Source organism: Nocardioides panzhihuensis, from assembly GCF_013408335.1.
GTDB lineage: Bacteria > Actinomycetota > Actinomycetes > Propionibacteriales > Nocardioidaceae > Nocardioides > Nocardioides panzhihuensis.
The window spans coordinates 16,625-36,185 of the sequence record NZ_JACBZR010000001.1 but is presented as its reverse complement, the minus strand read 5'-3'; the positions used below and the strand labels follow the sequence as shown (position 1 = coordinate 36,185).

At 69.2% G+C, this 19,561-nt stretch carries 16 protein-coding genes; 5 read left to right on the top strand and 11 right to left on the bottom strand.

Going from position 1 to position 19,561, the window contains the following annotated elements; genetic code table 11:
- Positions 1-38: 38 nt before the first annotated feature.
- A complete protein-coding gene (locus BJ988_RS00140; protein WP_179656111.1) occupies positions 39-635 on the bottom strand; it encodes an NADPH-dependent FMN reductase in 597 nt (198 codons plus the stop codon).
- 103 nt (positions 636-738) lie between these two features.
- Between BJ988_RS00140 and BJ988_RS00135 the strand changes: the two genes are divergently transcribed.
- Positions 739-1,575, top strand: a complete 837-nt coding sequence (locus BJ988_RS00135; protein WP_179656110.1) for a helix-turn-helix transcriptional regulator — start codon at positions 739-741, stop codon at positions 1,573-1,575.
- A gap of 25 nt (positions 1,576-1,600) precedes the next feature.
- Here BJ988_RS00135 and BJ988_RS00130 read toward each other — a convergent pair whose 3' ends face one another.
- From BJ988_RS00130 to sucC, 3 genes are all read right to left on the bottom strand, one after another.
- On the bottom strand, positions 1,601-2,383 hold the full coding sequence (locus BJ988_RS00130; RefSeq protein WP_179656109.1) for a LysM peptidoglycan-binding domain-containing protein: 783 nt from the start codon (positions 2,381-2,383) through the stop codon (positions 1,601-1,603).
- Positions 2,384-2,499: 116 nt separating this feature from the next.
- Positions 2,500-3,396, bottom strand: a complete 897-nt coding sequence (gene sucD, locus BJ988_RS00125) for a succinate--CoA ligase subunit alpha (protein ID WP_179656108.1) — start codon at positions 3,394-3,396, stop codon at positions 2,500-2,502.
- A 17-nt stretch (positions 3,397-3,413) separates the two neighbouring features.
- The gene (gene sucC, locus BJ988_RS00120; protein ID WP_179656107.1) at positions 3,414-4,577 is read right to left on the bottom strand and encodes an ADP-forming succinate--CoA ligase subunit beta; all 1,164 of its coding nucleotides are present in this window, start codon (positions 4,575-4,577) and stop codon (positions 3,414-3,416) included.
- A 511-nt stretch (positions 4,578-5,088) separates the two neighbouring features.
- On the opposite strand from sucC, the gene BJ988_RS30060 reads away from it, so the two are divergent.
- Positions 5,089-7,140: a M23 family metallopeptidase gene (locus BJ988_RS30060; protein ID WP_218860470.1), complete on the top strand. Its 2,052-nt coding sequence runs from the start codon at positions 5,089-5,091 to the stop codon at positions 7,138-7,140.
- Between the two features lie 62 nt (positions 7,141-7,202).
- On the opposite strand, the gene pcrA is transcribed toward BJ988_RS30060, so the two are convergent.
- Both pcrA and BJ988_RS00105 read right to left on the bottom strand, forming a co-directional pair.
- A complete protein-coding gene (gene pcrA, locus BJ988_RS00110; protein WP_179656106.1) occupies positions 7,203-9,662 on the bottom strand; it encodes a DNA helicase PcrA in 2,460 nt (819 codons plus the stop codon).
- Positions 9,663-9,723: 61 nt separating this feature from the next.
- Positions 9,724-10,086 (bottom strand): hypothetical protein, encoded by a 363-nt coding sequence (locus BJ988_RS00105; RefSeq protein WP_179656105.1) that lies wholly within the window; start codon positions 10,084-10,086, stop codon positions 9,724-9,726.
- A gap of 171 nt (positions 10,087-10,257) precedes the next feature.
- Here BJ988_RS00105 and BJ988_RS00100 point away from each other — a divergent pair, with 171 nt between their 5' ends.
- On the top strand, positions 10,258-12,528 hold the full coding sequence (locus tag BJ988_RS00100) for a SulP family inorganic anion transporter (RefSeq protein ID WP_179656104.1): 2,271 nt from the start codon (positions 10,258-10,260) through the stop codon (positions 12,526-12,528).
- Positions 12,529-12,532: 4 nt separating this feature from the next.
- Here the strand turns inward: BJ988_RS00100 and BJ988_RS00095 are convergent, their stop codons facing one another.
- On the bottom strand, positions 12,533-13,180 hold the full coding sequence (locus BJ988_RS00095) for a LuxR C-terminal-related transcriptional regulator (RefSeq protein WP_179656103.1): 648 nt from the start codon (positions 13,178-13,180) through the stop codon (positions 12,533-12,535).
- A complete protein-coding gene (locus BJ988_RS00090; protein WP_218860468.1) occupies positions 13,173-14,495 on the bottom strand; it encodes an ATP-binding protein in 1,323 nt (440 codons plus the stop codon). Before BJ988_RS00090 ends, BJ988_RS00095 begins: the two co-directional genes overlap by 8 nt.
- Positions 14,496-14,618: 123 nt before the next feature.
- Between BJ988_RS00090 and BJ988_RS00085 the strand changes: the two genes are divergently transcribed.
- Both BJ988_RS00085 and BJ988_RS00080 read left to right on the top strand, forming a co-directional pair.
- Complete coding sequence (locus tag BJ988_RS00085) at positions 14,619-15,944, top strand: PspC domain-containing protein (RefSeq protein WP_179656101.1); 1,326 nt, start codon at positions 14,619-14,621, stop codon at positions 15,942-15,944.
- On the top strand, positions 15,941-16,195 hold the full coding sequence (locus tag BJ988_RS00080) for a hypothetical protein (protein WP_179656100.1): 255 nt from the start codon (positions 15,941-15,943) through the stop codon (positions 16,193-16,195). Before BJ988_RS00085 ends, BJ988_RS00080 begins: the two co-directional genes overlap by 4 nt.
- Here the strand turns inward: BJ988_RS00080 and BJ988_RS00075 are convergent.
- The 3 genes from BJ988_RS00075 to BJ988_RS00065 all read right to left on the bottom strand — a co-directional run bounded on the left by BJ988_RS00075 (position 16,184) and on the right by BJ988_RS00065 (position 19,490).
- Positions 16,184-16,801: a TetR/AcrR family transcriptional regulator gene (locus tag BJ988_RS00075; protein WP_179656099.1), complete on the bottom strand. Its 618-nt coding sequence runs from the start codon at positions 16,799-16,801 to the stop codon at positions 16,184-16,186. The genes BJ988_RS00080 and BJ988_RS00075 overlap by 12 nt on opposite strands.
- Before the next feature lie 28 nt (positions 16,802-16,829).
- A complete protein-coding gene (locus BJ988_RS00070) occupies positions 16,830-17,708 on the bottom strand; it encodes a glycerophosphodiester phosphodiesterase family protein (RefSeq protein WP_179656098.1) in 879 nt (292 codons plus the stop codon).
- Between the two features lie 423 nt (positions 17,709-18,131).
- Positions 18,132-19,490 (bottom strand): HNH endonuclease signature motif containing protein, encoded by a 1,359-nt coding sequence (locus BJ988_RS00065; protein ID WP_179656097.1) that lies wholly within the window; start codon positions 19,488-19,490, stop codon positions 18,132-18,134.
- Positions 19,491-19,561 lie beyond the last annotated feature (71 nt).

Below are 19,561 nucleotides of genomic sequence, written 5' to 3'. Positions count from 1 at the left end.
CGCCCCTGACAGCCGTCGGCTGCCGGGGGCGCTCCGTCTCATCCGGGGTAGGGCGTCTCGCCGCGCGCAGCCTTCAGCACCTCGCCCCACCAGCTGAGCTGGGCGAGCATCGCCTTGGCGTAGACGGCAGACTCCGGGTCGTTCGGCCGGCCGTCCTCGTCGAGACGCTCCCAGTACCTCGGGAAGGCGAGGCGAGCCTGGACGGGGTGGGCGTGCAGCTCGGTGAGCACGTTCTCCAGGTGCAGCGCGGCGTGGCGGCCACCGCTGTCGCCGCCGTAGGAGACCAAGGCGACCGGTTTGGCCTGCCACTGGGTGAAGTGCCAGTCCAGCGCCGACTTCAACGAGGCCGGATAGCTGTGGTTGTACTCAGGCGTGACGATGACGAAGCCGTCTGCGGCCTCGAGCGCCACGGTGAGGTCGCTCTGGCCCTCAGGCCTCGGGTAGTCGGCGCCAGCCGCCTTCGGTGACTCGGCGGGCAGGGACAACGGGATCTCGTGGTCGACCAGGTCGACCAGGTCGACCTCGAGACCGCCGTACGCCTCGGCCTGCTCCGCCATCCACGAGCCGAAGATCGGACCCCCTCGGCCTTCCCGGACGCTGGCGGTGATGACTGCGATGCGTAGTGGTGTGTTCATGCCATTCAGGTTTGCCCGGATCAGCGGCAGGCGGGAGGCCGAGCCGAGGCTGGCCCCAGCAGGGCCACCATCACCCGCCCGGCCGCGCCGTAGGCTTGGCAGCATGCCAGCCAACGCGGGAGCCCTCGGCTCGTTCATCCGGGACCGCCGCGACCAGACCACGCCGGAGAGCGTCGGCCTCCCGGAAGGCGTACGTCGCCGGGCCCCCGGTCTACGGCGGTCCGAGCTGGCCACGCTGGCCGGGATCAGCGTCGAATACCTGGTCCGGATCGAGCAGGGCCGCGACCGTCACCCCTCGCCCCAGGTCCTACGGGCCATCGGTGACGCGCTCGGCTTCGACGCCGCCGCCCACGAGCACCTGCGCACCCTCGCGATGGCGTCCGGCGGCCAGTGCGTCGGGCCCTTCTCCTCCGGGCGCGACGTACGCCCCGGGGCGCGTGCCCTGGTGGAGCAGTTCGAGCCCGGTCTTGCCGTGCTCACCAACCGGCTCGGCGACCTGCTCGCCCACACCTCCACGTTCGACATGCTCGTCCGGCCCCTCGGGATGCTGGGCCACGCGGAGCCCAACCTCACCGCGTACGCCTTCCTCGACCCGCGCGCCCGTGAGGCGTTCCCCGACTGGGAGCGGGTGGCCGACGACCTGGTCTCGAACCTCTACCGAGGGCCCAACCCCGTCGCCGCGCGGATGATGATCGAGGCGATGTCGGAGCAGGTGGGGCCGGAGTTCACCGACCGGCTGAACCGCCACGACCCACCGCACGGTGGCGTGTGGCGCTGGCTCCATCCCGACGCCGGCGAGCTGCGCTTCGATGTCGAGGAGCTCGAACTGCCGGCCGCCGACAACCAGCAGATCCTGGTGCTGATGCCGGCCGACGAGGCGACCGCCGATTCGCTCGACGCGATGCGGCGCCGCCGCTCGGGTGCCCTACGGGCCGTCTGACCGCATCCCGGCTTCGCGAGCGCGGTCAGCTCGATGGGATGTACAGCCTGTACCCAGGAGGCAGCTTGTCGGGTGACCTGGTGCCGTTGTAGCTCCGCAGCGCCTCCTCGGTGATGCGGAACCTCTTGGCAACACTTGCATAGGTGTCCCCGGCAACGGTCGTGTAGACCGTCTCGCCCGTGCCGGGCTGGGGTTTCGGCTTGGGCTTGGGCTTGTCCGCCTTGGCCGGGATCTCGATCGTCGTGCCGGCGAGCAGCTTGGTGGGGTCCTCATATCCGTTGTGCGCCATCAGCTTGTCCGCGGCGACGCCGAACTTCTCACCGATGCTGAAGAACGTGTCACCGGCGACGACCTTGTACTTCTTCGGCTTCGGCTTTGCGGCAGGGATCTTGATCTCGCTCCCCGCCAACAGCTTGGTGGGATCCTCATAGCCGTTGTAGGCCATCAGCTCGCCCACCTCGACGCCGAACTTCTTGGCGATTCCGGAGAAGGTGTCACCGGGCGCCACGGTGTACGTCTTCCCGGCCGGCTTCGCAGGTGGGCTCACCACGAGCTTGGCCCCCGCTCGGATCTCGGCCGGATCGGCGATCTGGTTCCAGGTCGCGAGGTCACCGGCTTTGACGCCGTACTTCCTGGCGATCCCGGAGAGCGTCTCCCCCGGCTGGACAGTGTGGGTCTTCCGGGCGGGCTCCGCCTGAGCCGTCGATGACGCCGCCACCGGCGTCAAACCGACACCCAACGAAGCGAGCGAGATCGAAATCCCGATACCGACCACACCCGAGATCAAACGTGCCATTCGCTTGGCCACGGTTGTCACATTAATCCGTGCGGACGCTCGAGAGTGCGCATTTTTGAGCAACGCCCTCAGAGACGACGACCGCCCCGCGACCATGACGGTCGCGGGGCGGTCGGATCTGACGTAGGTCAGAGGGACTGCAGGATCTCGCGAGCGAGAGCAGCGGTCTCCGACGGGGTCTTGCCGACCTTGACGCCGGCAGCCTCGAGGGCCTCCTTCTTCGCCTGCGCGGTGCCGGCGGAGCCGGACACGATCGCACCTGCGTGACCCATGGTCTTGCCCTCCGGAGCCGTGAAGCCGGCGACGTAGCCGACGACAGGCTTGGAGATGTTCTCCTTGATGTACGCCGCGGCCCGCTCCTCGGCGTCGCCACCGATCTCACCGATCATGACGATGACCTTGGTCTCGTCATCCTTCTCGAACGCCTCGAGGGCGTCGATGTGGGTGGTGCCGACGATGGGGTCACCGCCGATGCCGATGGCGGTGGAGAAGCCGAAGTCCTTCAGCTCGTACATCATCTGGTAGGTCAGCGTGCCCGACTTGGAGACGAGACCGACCGGGCCCTTGCCCGTGATGGTGTGCGGGGTGATGCCGGCCAGCGACTCGCCCGGCGTGATGATGCCGGGGCAGTTCGGGCCGATCATGCGGGTGGCCTTGCCCTGCAGGTAGGACCACACCTCGGCGGTGTCCTGGACCGGGACGCCCTCGGTGATGACCACGATCAGCGGCATCTCGGCGTCGATGGCCTCGATCGCGGCGGCCTTGGTGAAGGCCGGCGGCACGAAGAGCACCGACACGTCCGCGCCGGTCTCCTTCATCGCCTCCTCGACGGTGCCGAAGACCGGGAGAGTGACGTCGTTACCCTCGTGGTCCTTGTGGGTGACCGTGGTGCCGGCCTTGCGCGCGTTGACGCCACCGACGATCTGGGCGCCCGAGTCGAGCATCAGGGCGGTGTGCTTTGCACCCATGCCGCCGGTGATGCCCTGGACGATGACCTTGCTGTCCTTGTTGAGGTAGATGCTCATGTTTCTCTCTCCTGACCTCAGGCGTTGGCCAGCTCGGCGGCCTTGTCGGCGCCGCCGTCCATGGTGTCGACGATGGTGACCAGCGGGTGGTTGGCCTCACTGAGGATCTGGCGGCCCAGCTCCACGTTGTTGCCGTCCAGACGCACGACGAGCGGCTTGGTCGCCTCGTTGCCGAGGATGTCCAGCGCGCCGACGATGCCCTTGGCGACCTCGTCACAGGCGGTGATGCCGCCGAAGACGTTCACGAACACGGACTTGACCTGCTCGTCGTTCAAGATGACGTCGAGACCGTCGGCCATGACCTGCGCGTTGGCGCCGCCACCGATGTCGAGGAAGTTGGCGGGCTTCACGCCGCCGTGTGCCTCACCGGCGTAGGCGACGACGTCGAGGGTCGACATGACCAGACCCGCGCCGTTGCCGATGATGCCGACCTGGCCGTCGAGCTTGACGTAGTTGAGGCCCTTGTCCTTGGCCTTGGCCTCGAGCGGGTCCTCCTCGTCACGGATGACGAACTGCTCGTGGTCCTCGTGACGAACCTCGGAGGCGTTCTCGTCCAGCGAGACCTTGCCGTCGAGGGCCTCCAGCTTGTCGCCCTCCAGGCGAGCCAGCGGGTTGACCTCGACGAGCGTCGCGTCCTCCTCGGTGAAAACCGTGTAGAGGCTCTGGATCATCGAGACAGCCTGCTCGAAGACGGGCTCCGGGAAGCCACACTCGGTCGCGATCTCGCGCGCCTTGGCCTCGTCGACACCCTCGCCGGGGTCGATGCCGATCTTCTTCACGGCGTCGGGGTTGGTCTTGGCGACCTCCTCGATCTCCACACCACCCTCGACGGACGCGATGCAGAGGTACTGCCGGTTCGACCGGTCCAGCAGGAAGGAGAAGTAGTACTCCTCCACCGGCGGGGTCGCCGGAGTGATCAGCACCCGGTTGACCTTCAGGCCCTTGATCTCCATGCCGAGGATGTTCGAGGCGTGCTCGAACGCCTCATCCGCGGTCTTGGCCAGCTTCACGCCGCCGGCCTTGCCTCGGCCGCCGGCCTTGACCTGCGCCTTGACGACGCAGAAGCCGATCTCCTCGGCGGCCTTCCGGGCTTCCTCGGCCGTCTCGACGACGACACCTTCGGTCACGGCAACGCCGTGCTTGGCGAAGAGCTTCTTCGCCTGGTACTCCATGAGATCCACTGATCCACCTGGTCTGTGTGTTGCGGTACGGGGCGGCATTCCGCAGGGATTCAGCGGTGACGCCCTCGTCTTCAGATGTGTCCGTCAAGCACCTTAGACCCCGCTGACGTCGGGTTACGAGCCCAGGGGGCACGACGTGACGTACGCCACTAGCGGTCGGCCAAGCGGACACACCGGACATATACCAACAGATCAGCAACGTTGAGTAACAGCCCGTAGCGCCACCTAGCGGGGCGCGTTTGCCCACGTACGGAGCGGTTCTCTGCCCGCGGGCCGGCCGATTTCGACACCGCATGGAGGCCCAAATGGGCCGATGACACGCGTTTCGCGACACACGAGGAATCCGCAATCCGGTTCCCGATCTGGCGGATTCACGCAGATCAGCGACGGAATCCGTGGTTGCCGAAGGTGAAATCAGCGACACGAGCGCCCCACATTTCTTGACCGCGCCCTCCGGTCCGTTACAGTCATGGCTCGCCGTCTGAACCCCGAACAGCGGAGATATGAACTGATGGGCAACCACCGAGCCGACGTCACAAGTGACAGTCCGCGTTCGGTCACCCCTTCCCCCGGAGCAAGCACGAGCAGCAGCGGCTACGTTGGGAAGCGGCGCGCAGCGCCGGCGACCGACAGCCCTGCCCCCAGGCCTGCCCCGCGAGCGACCGGATCGACCTCCTACGTCGGGAAGCGACGCGCCGCGCCGTCTCCCGCCGTCGGGACCGCGAAACCATCCCCCGCCCCTGACACTCCTGAAGAGCCGGTCGCCAAGGCCCGGCCCAACCGAGTGGTCCTCGAGCAGACCGGCACGCTGCCGGTCGTCGGGTCACCCCGCGCCGAGGCCCCCTTTGACGACGAAGGCGACGACGGTCGCATCTCGACAGGAGAGCTGCGTGCTCTCGTCGAGGGCGACGGCGGACCTTCGTTCCCGAGCTCGTTCCCGACGCGGCCTCCCGCGAAGGTCGCTCCTCGGCAGATCGTGCCGCCGCAGCGCCGTGCCGTCCAGATCGACCCGGTCCTGTCCGACCTGCTCTCCTCGATGGGCATCGACCCGGACAAGGTGACCCCCGAGGTGCTCGAAGACCTCGGCGTCGGTGGCATGACGACCTCCGAGCTCACCTTGTTCCTGACCCAGCCGACCAGGCCGGCGCCGGTGAGGACCGCGTCGAGCGCGGCGGTCTCGACCAAGACCCCGCCGCGCGGCATCCCGGCAGCTCCGGCGCCGGTGCTTCCCGAGCCAGTGATCCCGGTGACCCCTGTTGCGCCGGTGGCCCCTGTTGCACCCGTCGCTCCCGAGCCGACCTTCGAGGCGCCCGAGCCGACGCACACCCCGAAGCCGCTGCGGATGGCCAACACGTTCGCGCCGTTGACCGGCAAGGTCCGCGCCGTGCGTCAGGCCCGGCAGATCCCGGCTCCGCCGGTGGCCTCGCCGGCCTACGAGCCGGAGGTCCCGGAGGCCAAGGAGCCCCGCGGGTTCCAGGAGGCGTTCGACGCGCCGCCGACCTCCTTCAAGATCGACACGACCACGTTCCCGGCCCCGCCGGTGTCACTGCCTGAGCAGATCGACTTCGACTCGATGGCGATCGAGCTCCCGGCCGAGACCTACACCGTCGACGCGCCCTACTACGAAGAACCGCAGGCCGACGAGGCGTTCTACCAGGACGACTACTCCTACGACCACGACTCGCACCAGGCCGAGGCCTACTTCCGCGCTGACACCGGCAGTATCGATCTGCCGAGCATCAGCGAGATCGCGACCTACCGGCCCGAGCTGCACGACCTTCCGGCGGTCGAGACCACCGGCACCATGGTCGGCATCGGCGGCCCCACCCGTCCGCGCACCCGCCGCGCCACCGCCGCTGCGGCCGCCGGTGGTCGTCCGACGGTCCCGCTGACAGCTGGTGCTGCCGCCCTCGCCGCCGCCATCGGTGGCATCGCGCTGACCGGCGGCCCGACGATGGTCGCCGCAGACGACGTACGACTCGTCGGAGCCACCGCGCTCGGTGGTGACAGCGAGATGGTCGTCGTCGGCGACCGCTCCGCGACCGTGACCCGTAACGACGAGCGCTCCGAGGCCGACACCGCGGCGAGCGACCGGGAGAAGGCGCTCCAGGGCGTCGACGTCCAGGCCGACAAGCAGGACAAGTTCCTCAAGTCCAACATGTGGGAGCTGCCGATCGCGGCCGGCACCTACCGGATCACCGGGACGTTCGGTTCCTCCGGCGCCAACTGGTCCAGCACCCACACGGGTCTCGACTTCGCGACCTCCTACGGCACTCCGATCCACTCCGTCGCCCGCGGCACGGTCACCGAGACCGGCTGGGGCGGAGCGTACGGAGAGCGGACGATCGTCACCCTCGACGACGGCACCGAGATCTGGTACTGCCACCAGAGCGACTACGGCGTCGAGGTCGGTCAGACCGTCTCCCCCGGCGAGGTCATCGGCTACGTCGGCTCCACCGGTAACTCCACCGGCAACCACCTCCACCTGGAGGTCCGCCCCGGTGGTGGTGACGCCGTCGACCCCGACAGCGCACTCAACGAGCACGGCGTCGACCCGAGTTGATCAGGTCCTGAACTAGGACCAAGCAAGCGCCGCCCGGCCATGGCCGGGCGGCGCTGCTGATCTCAGAGCTTTTCTACGGGGGCGTACCGCAGCAGCAGCCGCTTGACGCCGATGTCGCCGAAGTCGATGCTGGCGACCTGCTTGTCGGCGGTGCCTTCGACGGTCACCACGGTGCCGAGGCCGAAGGAGTCGTGGGTGACGCGGTCACCCGGGTCCAGCGATGGGATCTCCCGGGCCGGCTTCGACTTCGACGCGGCGTCGGCACGCAGCGCGGCCGAGGAGAAGTTGCGGCGTCCGGCGGCGGTCGGCTGCCCGAGTCGCTGGCCGCCGCCCCAGGTGTCGTTGGCGAGGCTCGGCCGGCCCCAGGAGGTCATCTCCTTCTCCGTACGCCGCCAGTCGACCAGGTCGACGGGGAGCTCGTCGAGGAAACGGCTGCCGGGATTGTGCGAGGGCGCACCCCAGGCGGAGCGGACAACGGCACGCGAGATGAAGAGCCGCTTCTCGGCCCGGGTGATGCCGACGTAGGCCAGCCGGCGCTCCTCCTCGAGCTCGGTCCCGTCGCCGAGGGCCCGGGAGTGCGGGAAGACGCCGTCCTCCATGCCGGTGAGGAAGACCGCGGGGAACTCCAGGCCCTTCGCGGTGTGGAGGGTCATCAGGGTGACCACGCCGTCCTCGTCGTCGGGGATCTGGTCGGTGTCGGCGACCAGGGCGACCCGCTCCAGGAAGTCGGGCAGGCCGGGTACGACGGTGCCTGCATCGACATCGACCGGGTCAGCGCTGGGCGCCGCGATCGGGTCGTCTGAGAACTCACGCGCGACCGCGACGAGCTCGGCGAGGTTCTCCACGCGGGTCTCGTCCTGCGGGTCGTCGGACTGCTCCAACGAGGCGAGATAGCCCGATCGGTCGAGCACGGTCTCCAAGATGACGTCGGCACGTTCGCCGGCGTCGACCATCTGAAGCAGCTCCTCGAGCATCGCCACGAAGGCCTTGATGTTGGTCAGGCTGCGGGTGGCCATGCCGGGGGCGTCCTCGGCCTTCTGCAGCGCTTCCCAGAAGGTCAGGCCGTCGCGGTCGGCGAGCGCGTTGACGCAGGCCACGGCGCGGTCGCCGATGCCTCGCTTGGGGGTGTTGAGGATCCTTCGGAGCGAGACCTGGTCGTCGGGGTTGGCCAGGGTGCGCAGGTAGGCCAGGGCATCGCGCACCTCCTTGCGCTCGTAGAAGCGCACCCCACCGACGACCTTGTAGGGCTGGCCGGTGCGGATGAACACCTCCTCGAAGACGCGCGACTGGGCGTTGGTGCGGTAGAAGACGGCCACGTCGGCGGCCTTGAGCCCGCCGTCGACGAGCTTGTCGATCTCGTCGGAGACGAACCGGGCCTCGTCGCGCTCGTCGTCGGCGACGTACCCGACGATCCGCTCACCGTTGCCGGCGTCGCTCCACAGCGCCTTCTCCTTGCGGCCCTTGTTGTGCTTGATGACCGCGTTGGCGGCGGTGAGGATCGTCTGGGTGGAGCGGTAGTTCTGCTCCAGCAGGATCGTGCTCGCGTTGGGAAAGTCCTGCTCGAAGTCGAGGATGTTTCGGATGTTGGCGCCGCGGAAGGCATAGATCGACTGGTCGGCGTCACCGACCACCATCAGCTCGGCGGGGTCGCTGCGAGGGGCCTCGTCGGCGTAGGAGTCGGTCAGCGCGGTGTCGTCCATGCGATCGGCACACAGCTCGTGGACCAGGGCGTACTGGGCGTGGTTGGTGTCCTGGTACTCGTCGACCAGCACATGACGGAACCGGCGCCGGTAGACCTCGCGCACCTCCGGGTAGGCGCGGAAGAGCTCGACGGTGGACATGATCAGGTCGTCGAAGTCGAGGGCGTTCGCCTGCCGCAGCCGCTTCTGATACTCCTTGTACGCCGCCACATAGGTCTGCTCGAGGTGGTTGCGCGCATCCTTCTCGGCCGCCTCGACGTCGCGCAGCTCGTTCTTCTGGTCGCTGACCCAGTTGAGCACCTGGCCGGGCTGGTAGTGGCGCGGATCCAGGTCGAGATCGCTGAGCACCAGCTGCATCAGCCGCTTCTGGTCCTGGGCGTCGTAGATCGAGAAGTTGGACTTCAGCCCGACTTTGTCGATCTCCTTGCGGAGGATCCGCACGCAGGCGCTGTGGAAGGTGGAGACCCACATGATCCGGGCGCGCTTGCCGATCAGGGCCTCGACACGCTCCTTCATCTCGGCCGCGGCCTTGTTGGTGAAGGTGATCGCCAGGATGCTGCCGGGGTGGGCACCTCGCTGGGAGATCAGCCACGCGATCCGCCGGGTCAGCACCCGAGTCTTGCCCGACCCCGCACCGGCGACGACCAGCAGCGGCGCGCCGTGATGCTGCACGGCCGCCTTCTGAGGCTCGTTGAGCCCGTCGAGGAGCTCCTCGACGCTCGGGCCGCGTGGTTTCGTACGCGGCTCGTCGGCCGGCTGCGCCGAGGCGAAGGCCTCGAGGCCCGGGATGGTGGCAACAGGGGTCTGGTCAGGCGTACTCATGCTGGCTCCAGCCTAGGGCCCAGCACCGACAATTGACGGGTTGGCGATCCCGAGGTGAGGGTTACGCCGCGACGTGCGCGGAGGACCAGAAGACGGCGACGCAGACGTTGATGATCGTCAGGCCGAAGATGGTCCAGTAGAGCCCGTCGGCGATCTTGGGCTTGCGCAGCTGGGACATCACCAGGCCGAGGATGACCAGCCCGATCACGAGCTTCACACCGACCTTGGCGTGGTCGACCGGACCGTCGCCCATCTCGAGGACGCCGACGAGCAGCAGACCGGCCAGGAAAGCGGTGCCCGAGCCGTCCCGCATGAGGCCGTTGGCGACCTTGTCCGGGGCCTTGATCTGCACCAGCAGGCCGCCGAAGAGCGCGGCGAAGCCGAGCAGGTGAATGACGAGCAGAATGTGCCGCACGATCTCCATGCGCTCAGCCTAGATCCCCGCTCTGAGCGGCCTCCAAGCGGTACCGCCCGGGGCACCTATTCGAACGATCTCGCGATTTTGGTCACATCCGTCTTGGGGAATTCCCCGACATCTGCCTAGTCTCACCGTGACCGCCACTGTCGCTCTCGGCTCCGTATGGAGGATTCTGACGTGTCATCACCCAACCCACCCCTGCCCACCGGCAGGTCCCGACCGCTCGACCAGCTTCGCCACACCATTCGCTTCGACGTACCTGCCTCTCTGGTCGTCTTCCTCGTCGCCGTGCCGCTCTCGCTCGGCATCGCCGTCGCCTCCGGTGCGCCTGTCGCCGCGGGCCTGATCGCTGCCGTCGTGGGCGGCATCGTCGTCGGCCTCCTCGGCGGCTCCCCGCTGCAGGTCAGCGGCCCGGCCGCCGGCCTCACCGTCGTCGTGGCCGAGACGGTCGCCGAGTTCGGGTGGGAGGCGACCTGCGCGATCACCCTGATGGCCGGTCTCCTCCAGGTCGTGCTCGGGGCCACCCGGCTCGGGCGCTACGCCCTGGCGATCTCCCCGACTGTCGTCTGCGCGATGCTCGCCGCCATCGGGATCTCGATCGTCCTCGGCCAGCTCAACGTCGCCCTCGGCGGCCGCTCGCAGTCCAGTGCGATCGAGAACGTCAAGCACATCTTCGCCAACGCGCAGGAGCCCAACATCCACGCCGCCCTGGCGGGACTCGGGGTGATCGGCATCCTGCTCGCCTGGCCGCGGCTGCCGCAGCGGGTCCGGGCGGTGCCGGGCCAGCTCGTGGCCATCGTCGCGCTCACCCTGCTCGCGGCCGCCTGGCTCCCGGGCGCCGAGCGGGTCGAGCTCGGCGGCGACCTGCTCGACGAGATCGGCTCGGTCGCGCTGCCGGAGGGCACTCCGCTCGCCGTCGCCGGAGCGGTCCTGACCCTCGCCCTGATCGCGAGCGTCGAAAGCCTGCTCTCGGCGGTCGCGGTGGACAAGCTGCACGGCGGCCCGCGCAGCAACCTGGACCGCGAGCTCGTCGGCCAGGGGATCGCCAACACCGCCTCCGGGGCGCTCGGCGGACTCCCCATCACCGGTGTCATCGTGCGCAGCTCGACCAACGTCGCGGCCGGAGCACGCACTCGCGCGTCCGCGATCCTGCACGGCGTCTGGGTGCTCCTCTTCGCCCTCGTCCTGGTCGGACTCGTGGAGCAGATCCCGCTCGCTGCCCTTGCCGGGCTGCTGATCATGATGGGGACCGGCCTGGTCAGGCCCGCCGACATCACCCAGGCCCATGCCCGCGGCGAGCTGTGGATCTACGGCCTGACCATCATCGGCGTGCTCACGCTCAACCTCATCGAGGGTGTCCTGATCGGCCTGGTCGCGGCTCTCGTCCTGGTGCTGTGGCGGCTCGTCCACGTGCGGATCGACGTACGCTCCCCCGGCCAGGCAGCCGACGGCCGGGAGAAGTGGCTGGTCGAGGTGCACGGCAGCCTCTCGTTCCTGGCGACGCCGAAGCTGGTGAGCCGGCTCGACGAGATCCCGGAGGGGCAGGTCGTCGAGCTCGACCTTCTCGTCGACTACTTCGACCCCGCCGGACGCGACCAGCTCGACCACTGGCGTGCTCGCTACGAGGCCGCCGGAGGCACCGTGCTCGTGGAGCACTCCGGTCCGCACGGCACCAAGGCGCCGCGTCAGGAACGCGCGCTGAAGGCGCCTCCGATCAGCCCGCGGGCGCTGCTGCCGTGGAGCGCCTGGCAGGACGTACGCCCCGACCGCATCGATCCGCACCACCCGCTGGCCCTCGGCGTCCGCGAGTACCACCGCCGGCACGCGGAGCCGCTGCGCCCGGTCTACGAGGGCCTCGCCGAGGGCCAGGAGCCGCACGCGGTCTTCCTGACCTGTGTCGACTCCCGGGTCGTTCCCAACCTGATCACCGCCAGCGGCCCCGGCGACCTGCTCACGGTCCGCACGATGGGCAACCTCGTACCCGAGCCCGGCAGCCCGGACAGTTCGGTCGCGGCGCCGATGCTGTTCGGCGTGGACGACCTCGGCATCGACACGGTCGTCGTCTGCGGTCACTCGCGCTGCGGCGCGATCACCTCTGCGCTGGAGAACACCCGTGCCGGTGAGGTGCCCGCGGGCCCGGTCGGCGACTGGCTGCGCCATGCCGCGCCCGCGCTCCAGGAGTGGCAGGCCGGGCACCCGGTCGGCCTCGCCGCGGCAGCGGCCGGTCGGAGCGAGGTCGACCAGGTGTCCCAGGTCAACGTCGCGGTGATGATCGACCGGCTCGGACAGATCCTGGCCGGCCGGCACGTACGCCTCGTGGGTCTGTTCCTGGACATCTCCGACGGCACGCTGCAGATCCTGCGCGCCGACGGGTTCGCGACGTTGACCGACGCCGAGACCGACGAGCTCGCCCACCTCATGGAGGCACGCCCGCCCGAGCCGGCCTAGGAATCTAGAGCAGTCGCCGGTCGTTGGCCCAGCGGGTGAGCTCGTGACGGCTCGACAGCTGCAGCTTGCGCAGCACGTTGGACATGTGGGTCTCGACCGTCTTGATCGAGATGAACAGCTCGGCGGCGACCTCCTTGTAGGAGTAGCCGCGAGCGATGAGGCGCATCACCTCGCGCTCTCGTTCGGTCAGGCGGTCGAGATCCTCGTCGATGTCGGCGATCGCGATGGTGCCGGCGAAGGCGTCGAGGACGAAGCCCGCCAGGCGCGGCGAGAAGACGGCGTCTCCCCCGGAGACCCGCTGGATCGCGGCGACCAGCTCGGAGCCGGTGATGGTCTTGGTGACATAGCCGCGCGCGCCGCCGCGGATGGTGCCGATGACGTCCTCGGCGGCGTCGGAGACCGACAGCGCGAGGTAGCGCGGCGAGCCGTCGACGGCTGGAGCCTTGCGCATCACCTCGACCCCGCCGCCACCGGGAAGATGGACGTCGAGCAGCACCACGTCGGGCTTGCCCTCGGCGATCGCCTTGACCGCGGTGCCGACGTCCTCGGCCTCTCCGACGATCCGGATCACCGGCGAGCGGCTCAGCTCGGCGCGTACGCCGGTGCGGAACATCGCGTGGTCGTCGACGATGACGACCTTGACCTCACTCATCATTGGCCTTCTCTCCAAAGTAGGTTCCGCCGGTCTCAGCGGTGCGCGGCTGCTTCAGCCGCACCTCGGTGCCCTCGCCCGGAGACGATCTCACCACAGCGCTGCCGCCGTGGCGCGACATCCGGTCGATGATGCTGTCGCGGACGCCATGTCGGTCGGCGGAGACCTCGTCCACGACGAAGCCCGCACCACGGTCGCGGACGAAGACCTCGAAGGCCTCCTCGGTGGCCTCGGCATAGACGTCGACGCGTCCGGTGCCGGCGTGCTTGGCCGCGTTGGTGACCGCCTCGCGGCTGGCGGCGACGATCACGCGGACCGAGTCGTCGTAGGGGCCGTCGCCGACGACCACCACGTCGACGGTGACTCCGTGGGAGTCCTCGACCTCGGCGGTAGCGGCCTTGAGGGCAGCCGCGAAGGTCTCGTCGGGGGCGACCGGGTCGGAGAAGAGCCACTCGCGCAGGTCGCGCTCCTGGGCGCGGGCGAGCTTCTGCACCATCGCCGGGTCGTCCGAGTTGCGCTGGATCAGAGCCAGGGTCTGGAGGACCGAGTCGTGCAGGTGGGCCGCCATGTCGGCGCGCTCCTGCGTCCGGATCCGCTCCTCGCGCTCGCTGCCCAGGTCGCTGGCCAGCTGGTGCATCCACGGCCCGGCGACGAGGAACCCGGCACCGAGAACCAGCACACCGGCGATGATCACGCCCGAGGCGTTGCCGAAGTCGAGCTGGCCACCTGCCAGGACGACGGCGACGAGCAGCAGGCCGAGACCGGCACCGACCCGGAGGTACGCCGGCCAGCCGCCCTTGCCGAAGATCATCCGCACCAGGTCGAGCCGTCCGGTGCTGTTGATCCAGCGCTCACGCTGGGCCTCGTCGGCCTGGCGCCACAGCAGCGCCACCCCGGCGACGCCGAGCATCAGCGGCCAGACCAGGGCCCCGGGGCCGAGCAGCGTGTCGAAGAGGACGATCCCGCCGACGCCGAGCGCCAGCAGGGCGATCGCCGGACCCATGTCGACACCGCCACGCCGGGCACCGGGACGGCGGCCGCCGCGGGTCGCGCTCTCGGCGCCCGGGGTGGACTTCTCCAGGTGCGGTGCGGCGGGGATGAAGATCCACAGCGCTGCGTACAGCAGGACGCCGATGCCGTTGAAGATCGCGGTGACCACGAAGAACGCGCGTACGGCCAGCACCGGCAGGCCGAGGTGCTCGGCGAGGCCGGCTGCGACGCCACCGATCACGGAGGCGTCGGTGTCGCGGTAGGCGCGGCGTACCGGTGGCCGTGCTTCGGTCGGCCCGGGAGCCGGAGGGACAGATGTCGTCATGGTGACTCCATCGTCACACCTCGTACGGGCAGGCACCATGAGGATTCCCCCTGATCCTTGCCGAGCCGGATCTCAGGGCCGTCCCTGATGGGCTAAGGGCACCGGATGAGTCAGAGTTGAGGCGTGACGATCCCGCCCGAGGCGCCCGAGCCTCCCACGACCGAGTCGGCTCCTGCTGGCTCCGATCCCAGTCCCCGCCCGTCGCGCGACCAGCTGCGCAACCTGGGCGCGCTGCGTCGTACCTCCAGCACGGCCCCCGAGGGACGGCACATCGCCGGTGTCGCGGGTGGGATCGCACGCCATCTCGACGTCGACCCGCTGCTGGTACGGATCCTGCTCGTGGTGTCGGTGTTCTTCGGCGGCGCCGGGGCGATCGTCTACGTCGCCGCCTGGCTGCTCGCACCCGAGGACGGCCACGAGGACGGCTTCATGCCCGTCGGGCCGCCGACGCGGAACCTGCTGCTCTGGGTCGCGACCGGCATCGCGACGCTCTCCCTGCTCGGCGACGCCCTCGGCGACACGAACATCCCGTGGTTCTGGCTGCTGGTGCTCGGCATCGTGGCGGTGTGGTGGATCAACCGTGACAAGAAGAAGACCGGTACGCCGCCGAACGCCCCGCACTACCCGAACGACCCCGGCGACCCGGGCACCGCGGCCGACCCGGGCAACCCGAACACGGCCGTCCTGCCGGTTCAGCCGAGCCCGATGCCCGCCCCGTGGACCTCCGTGCCACCCCAGATCCATCTGCCCCGTCGGCCCAAGTCGCCGCTGCTGTTCGGTCCGGCGATCGCGACGGCGGCGCTGGTGGCCGGCCTGCTCGGCCTGGCCGACGTCGCCAACTGGTTCCCCGTCTCCGGCAGCGCCTACCCGGCCGCTGTCACGGCGGTCTTCGGCGCCTTCCTCGTCCTCGGTGCCTTCTGGGGTCGCGCCGGTGGTCTGATCGCGCTCGGCCTGGCGTCCCTCCTCGTGCTGGCCGGGACCACGGCCTTCTCGATGGTCGACCGCACCGGCCTGCAGTTCACGAGACCCCTCGACGCGCAGCCGCAGACCGTGGCCGAGCTCGAGGAGACGTACTCCTTCAGCGTCGGTGCGGCGCGGATCGACCTCGGTGAGCTCGACGCGGACACCCTCGACGGTGAGCGCGTCGAGATCCGCGGCGAGGTCGGCGAGATCACCGTGATCGTCCCCTACGACGCCTCCGTCGCGGTCGACGCCCGGATCACCGGCCCCGGCGAGGCGAAGGTCTTCGAGACCACCGCCGGCGACATCGACGGTGCTCACCTCGAGCGCACCCTCGAGGCCAACGCCAACACCAGCTCGAAGGGCGAGGACCCCGAGGCCGACCTCCACATCACCGCATTCACCGAGGTCGGCGCCATCAATATCTTCCGGGAGAGCGACCCCAAGGCCGAGGACGTACGCGACGCGATCGAACGGAGCATCCGATGAGCTACGACTACGCCCGGCCCTTCCCGGAGAACGACCCGGCGTCGGCGAAGCGCTCCGGCCGCCACCCGGTCAACATCGGTCACCTCGTGATGGGTCTGGTGTTCCTGACCTTCGTCGGCGTCTGGGCCGTGATCGAGACCGACACCTTCGTCGTGAACACCGTGGAGGACCTGCGCTGGCTGCTGCCGCTGCCGTGGATCATCGGCGGCGGGGCCGGACTGGTCGCGACCCTGCTCCGCTCACGCAGATGAGGGATCTCCGGTCCAACGCCCGATGAGCTCGCCCTCGTGCGGAGGCGGGCCGGGAAGGCGGCGGCTGGCCGCCTCGGCGCGCAGGCCGTCGCAGACGAGGGCCAGATAGCGGCGGCGCAGGCCGGCGCTGCGTACGTCGTCTCCTACGTCGAGGCGAGCGATCTGCTCGAGGAGCACGGTGATGTCGGCGCGGGTGACGTCGGCGCGGAGGATGCCACTGCCGCGGGCAGCGCGCAGGAGCCGGTTGGTGGTGTGGACCGCCAGCCTGTCCAGGTCGTGCAGACCCTGGTCGAGCACCACTTCGCCACGCAGCGCGAGAGTGAGCCTCGGGAGCCCGTCGTCGAGGACCTGGCTCAGGAAGCCGGTGAACGCGTGCCACGGGTCGTCGGTGTCGCTCAGCGCCGCCTCCGCGAAGGCGATGAAGCGGCGGTAGTTGTCGGCGGCGACCGCGCGCAGCAGCGCCTGCTTGTTGGCGTAGCGACGGTAGAGGCCAGCGACCCCCATCCCGGCCTCCTCGGCGACCGCGGCCATGGTCGCGCGAGGGTCCTTGAGCAGCACCTCACGGGCTGCGATCAGGACCGCGCGGTCCGCGTTCAGGGGCGGCATGCGCCAACCCTACGTGGAGGCGCCAGGCTCAGGCGGTCTGTGCCTGTGTGATGTCCGCCAAGGCCGCGATCGGCCGGTTCGGGTAGTCGGCGAACACTCCGTCGACCCCCGCCTCGAAGAGGCGATCTGCCTGGTCACGACCGGCTTTCAGAGTCCAGACGAAGACCTTCAGACCGTGCCGGTGGGCCTCGTCGGCCAAGCCGGTCGGCGGCTGCCCCTTCTTGCGGACCATCGACTTCTTGGGGCCGATGGCCTGGGCGTACGTCGCGATCTCCGCACAGTCGACCGCACCCCACTTCTTGTCGATCAGCTGCACCAGCGGCAGGTCCGTACGGGTGCTCATCTCCCGCACCCAGGCCTCGTCGAAGCTCTGCAGCCACACCCGTTGGGTGGGCAGGCCGGGGAGGCTGTTCCAGGCGTCGACGCCGTGGTCGGCCAGGGTCTGCAGGAGGACCTCGGTGATGGGCAGGCCGATGGACGCGAAGTACGTCGGGTGCTTGACCTCCACGTGCAGCCCCACCCGCCGTCCGCGGCGCTGCGACTCGTCCGCGACGAGCAGCAGCAGCGTATCCAGCGTGATGATCGGCTGGCTCTCCGTCGGCGCCCCGAGGCTGAGCAGCTCGGGGAAGGTGAAGTCCTCGGTGAACCAGCCCGTCCACTTCTTGCCGCTGACGACCTTGGTCGTACGCCGCTGCGCGAACTCCGGACGCGAAGCCACGTCCGTGGTGCGAGTGAGCTCGTTCTCGTGCCTGAGCACCATCACGCCGTCCTTCGTCATCACGACGTCGGTCTCGAGCGCGTCCACCCCCTGGCGCAGCGCCAGACGGTAGGACTCCAGGGAGTGCTCCGGCAGATAGCCGGGTGCTCCGCGATGGCCGATCACAAGAGGGCGGTGGGCCGATGCCATGACATCAAGCGTGCGTGCCGGCAGCGACGCCGCGGCGGGCGGAATGTGAATAGGACGTTACGAGCGGCAGGCCGTTCGGGACGCGGTGGTCGAGCTTGTCGAGACCCCCGGTGGTCGAGCTTGTCGAGACCTCCTGCGTCACGGTCGACCCTGAGAGGCTTCTCTCGTCCGGGGTCGGACTTATCGAGATTTCCGCGTTGCGGTCGGCTGAGCGGCTTGGGTGCCTGTCCGGGGGCCGTAGGGCGGGTGGGGCCTAGTGCCTGACCGGGTTGGGAGATTAAAGACCAGGGTGTCCGGCCGGGGTGCCATTTGACTGTCTTGCGGACTTCCAGCCCTGTCCTGGGGTGGCGTCGGGATACCTGTCCCTGACTGGGTTTTGAGAGGTGAAGGCGTGTGCCGGTTGGGTGATGTTGTTGGGGGTCGTCAAGCCGCTTCGTCTTGGGCGACGTCGTTCACCATGGGTGGTGCTGTAGTGGGGCCGAGGTCGGTGGTGCCCTCGGGGCTGGTGAGGAACTCGTAGCCGTGGGGGGATCGCCATCGGTAGTGGCCGGGGGCGAGGCGTTGGTAGGTCCAGCCGAGGTGGGTTTTGGCGCGGTGGTGGTGTCGGCACAGGCAGGTCAGGTTGGAGGTGGTGGTCTTCCCGCCCTGGTCGAATGGGATGCGGTGGTCGAGGTCGCAGTTTTCGGCTTTGACGTTGCAGTTGGGGAAGGCGCAGGTCTGGTCGATGAGCTGGATCTGGGTGCGTAGCTGTCTCGTGGGGGTGTAGGCGTCGGTGGTGATCTCTTCGTTGAGGTCGATGACCGTCATGGGTTTGATGGTCACGCCGGGCATGGTGGCCCATCGGTCGAGCTGTTCGATGGTGGCCAGGCCGCGGGTGTTTCCGATCCGGATCAGGCCGGTGGTGGCCAGGTCGCGGGTGTCGGTGTGGATCTTGAGGTCGATGACCCGACCCTTCCCCGGTGGGACGCCCGCACGCTCGGTGTCCAGGGTGCCGGTGTTGTAGGCCCGGGCCAGGACCCCCAGGGCAGCGGCGCGGCGGGCATCGAGGGGCAAGTCGGTGGCGTCGTGGTCGAGGAGCCCGTGGGCGATCGCGGAGACCGCGGCTTCGAGGTCGAGGGCGTCGGCGGCGTCGAGGGTGGCGGTGACCTGAGCGGTTGCGCCGGCGGCTTGGCCTTGTTCGGCACCGACCGGGGGCAGGAACAGGCTGGGGTCGGTGTCGATGTCGCAGCGGCGGTGGTCGACGGCCTCTTCGGCGATCGCGGCGGCCAGGTCGGGCTCGAACAGGGCGGCTGCTTCTTTCGCGGTGCGTTCCAGTTGGGTGAGACCGATCTTGTGGGCATGCGCGGCCACGTGCGTGTCGACCCAGGCGGCGACCTCGGGGTCGAGGTGGCGGGTGACGTCGGCGACCCGCCGGGCCCGCCACGTGGTCAGCGACCCGTCGAGGATCCTGGCCCAGGTGCGGGGCAGCCGCCAGGCCAGCTCGACCGCGTCAGCGAGGTACTTGCGGCCGGTGTAGGTCGAATACCCCAGCACCGCAGCGAACTCGATCACCGCGGCCTCGGAGATCAACGGGGCACCTGCCCCGGTCAACAAGACCGCCCGATCCCCGTAGGTCTCGACCTCAAGGATTGCTGCCTCCCCGACCGTCTCCACGACGTTGGCGGCCGCGTACTTCGCCGCTGCGATCAGGGTGTCGCGGGCGGCTTGGTCCTCGACCGCACGCGAGGCCCGCACCGTGGCCAGCAGGCCGGGCGAGGTCTCGGGATCGAAGGAGATGTTCATGCCCATATGCTACCAAATTTGCATGTTATGCACAGCCTTTTTGGGGAATGTTTTCGCAGATCAGACGGCCT

Bases quoted from the DNA above. Each gene is read 5' to 3' on its own strand.
- BJ988_RS00090 (WP_218860468.1), bottom strand. From the start codon at position 14,495: ATGACGACATCTGTCCCTCCGGCTCCCGGGCCGACCGAAGCACGGCCA.
- BJ988_RS00080 (WP_179656100.1), top strand. From the start codon at position 15,941: ATGAGCTACGACTACGCCCGGCCCTTCCCGGAGAACGACCCGGCGTCG.
- BJ988_RS00075 (WP_179656099.1), bottom strand. From the start codon at position 16,801: ATGCCGCCCCTGAACGCGGACCGCGCGGTCCTGATCGCAGCCCGTGAG.
- BJ988_RS30060 (WP_218860470.1), top strand. From the start codon at position 5,089: ATGGGCAACCACCGAGCCGACGTCACAAGTGACAGTCCGCGTTCGGTC.
- BJ988_RS00070 (WP_179656098.1), bottom strand. From the start codon at position 17,708: ATGGCATCGGCCCACCGCCCTCTTGTGATCGGCCATCGCGGAGCACCC.
- BJ988_RS00095 (WP_179656103.1), bottom strand. From the start codon at position 13,180: ATGAGTGAGGTCAAGGTCGTCATCGTCGACGACCACGCGATGTTCCGC.
- pcrA (WP_179656106.1), bottom strand. From the start codon at position 9,662: ATGAGTACGCCTGACCAGACCCCTGTTGCCACCATCCCGGGCCTCGAG.
- BJ988_RS00135 (WP_179656110.1), top strand. From the start codon at position 739: ATGCCAGCCAACGCGGGAGCCCTCGGCTCGTTCATCCGGGACCGCCGC.
- BJ988_RS00105 (WP_179656105.1), bottom strand. From the start codon at position 10,086: ATGGAGATCGTGCGGCACATTCTGCTCGTCATTCACCTGCTCGGCTTC.
- BJ988_RS00065 (WP_179656097.1), bottom strand. From the start codon at position 19,490: ATGAACATCTCCTTCGATCCCGAGACCTCGCCCGGCCTGCTGGCCACG.
- BJ988_RS00140 (WP_179656111.1), bottom strand. From the start codon at position 635: ATGAACACACCACTACGCATCGCAGTCATCACCGCCAGCGTCCGGGAA.
- sucD (WP_179656108.1), bottom strand. From the start codon at position 3,396: ATGAGCATCTACCTCAACAAGGACAGCAAGGTCATCGTCCAGGGCATC.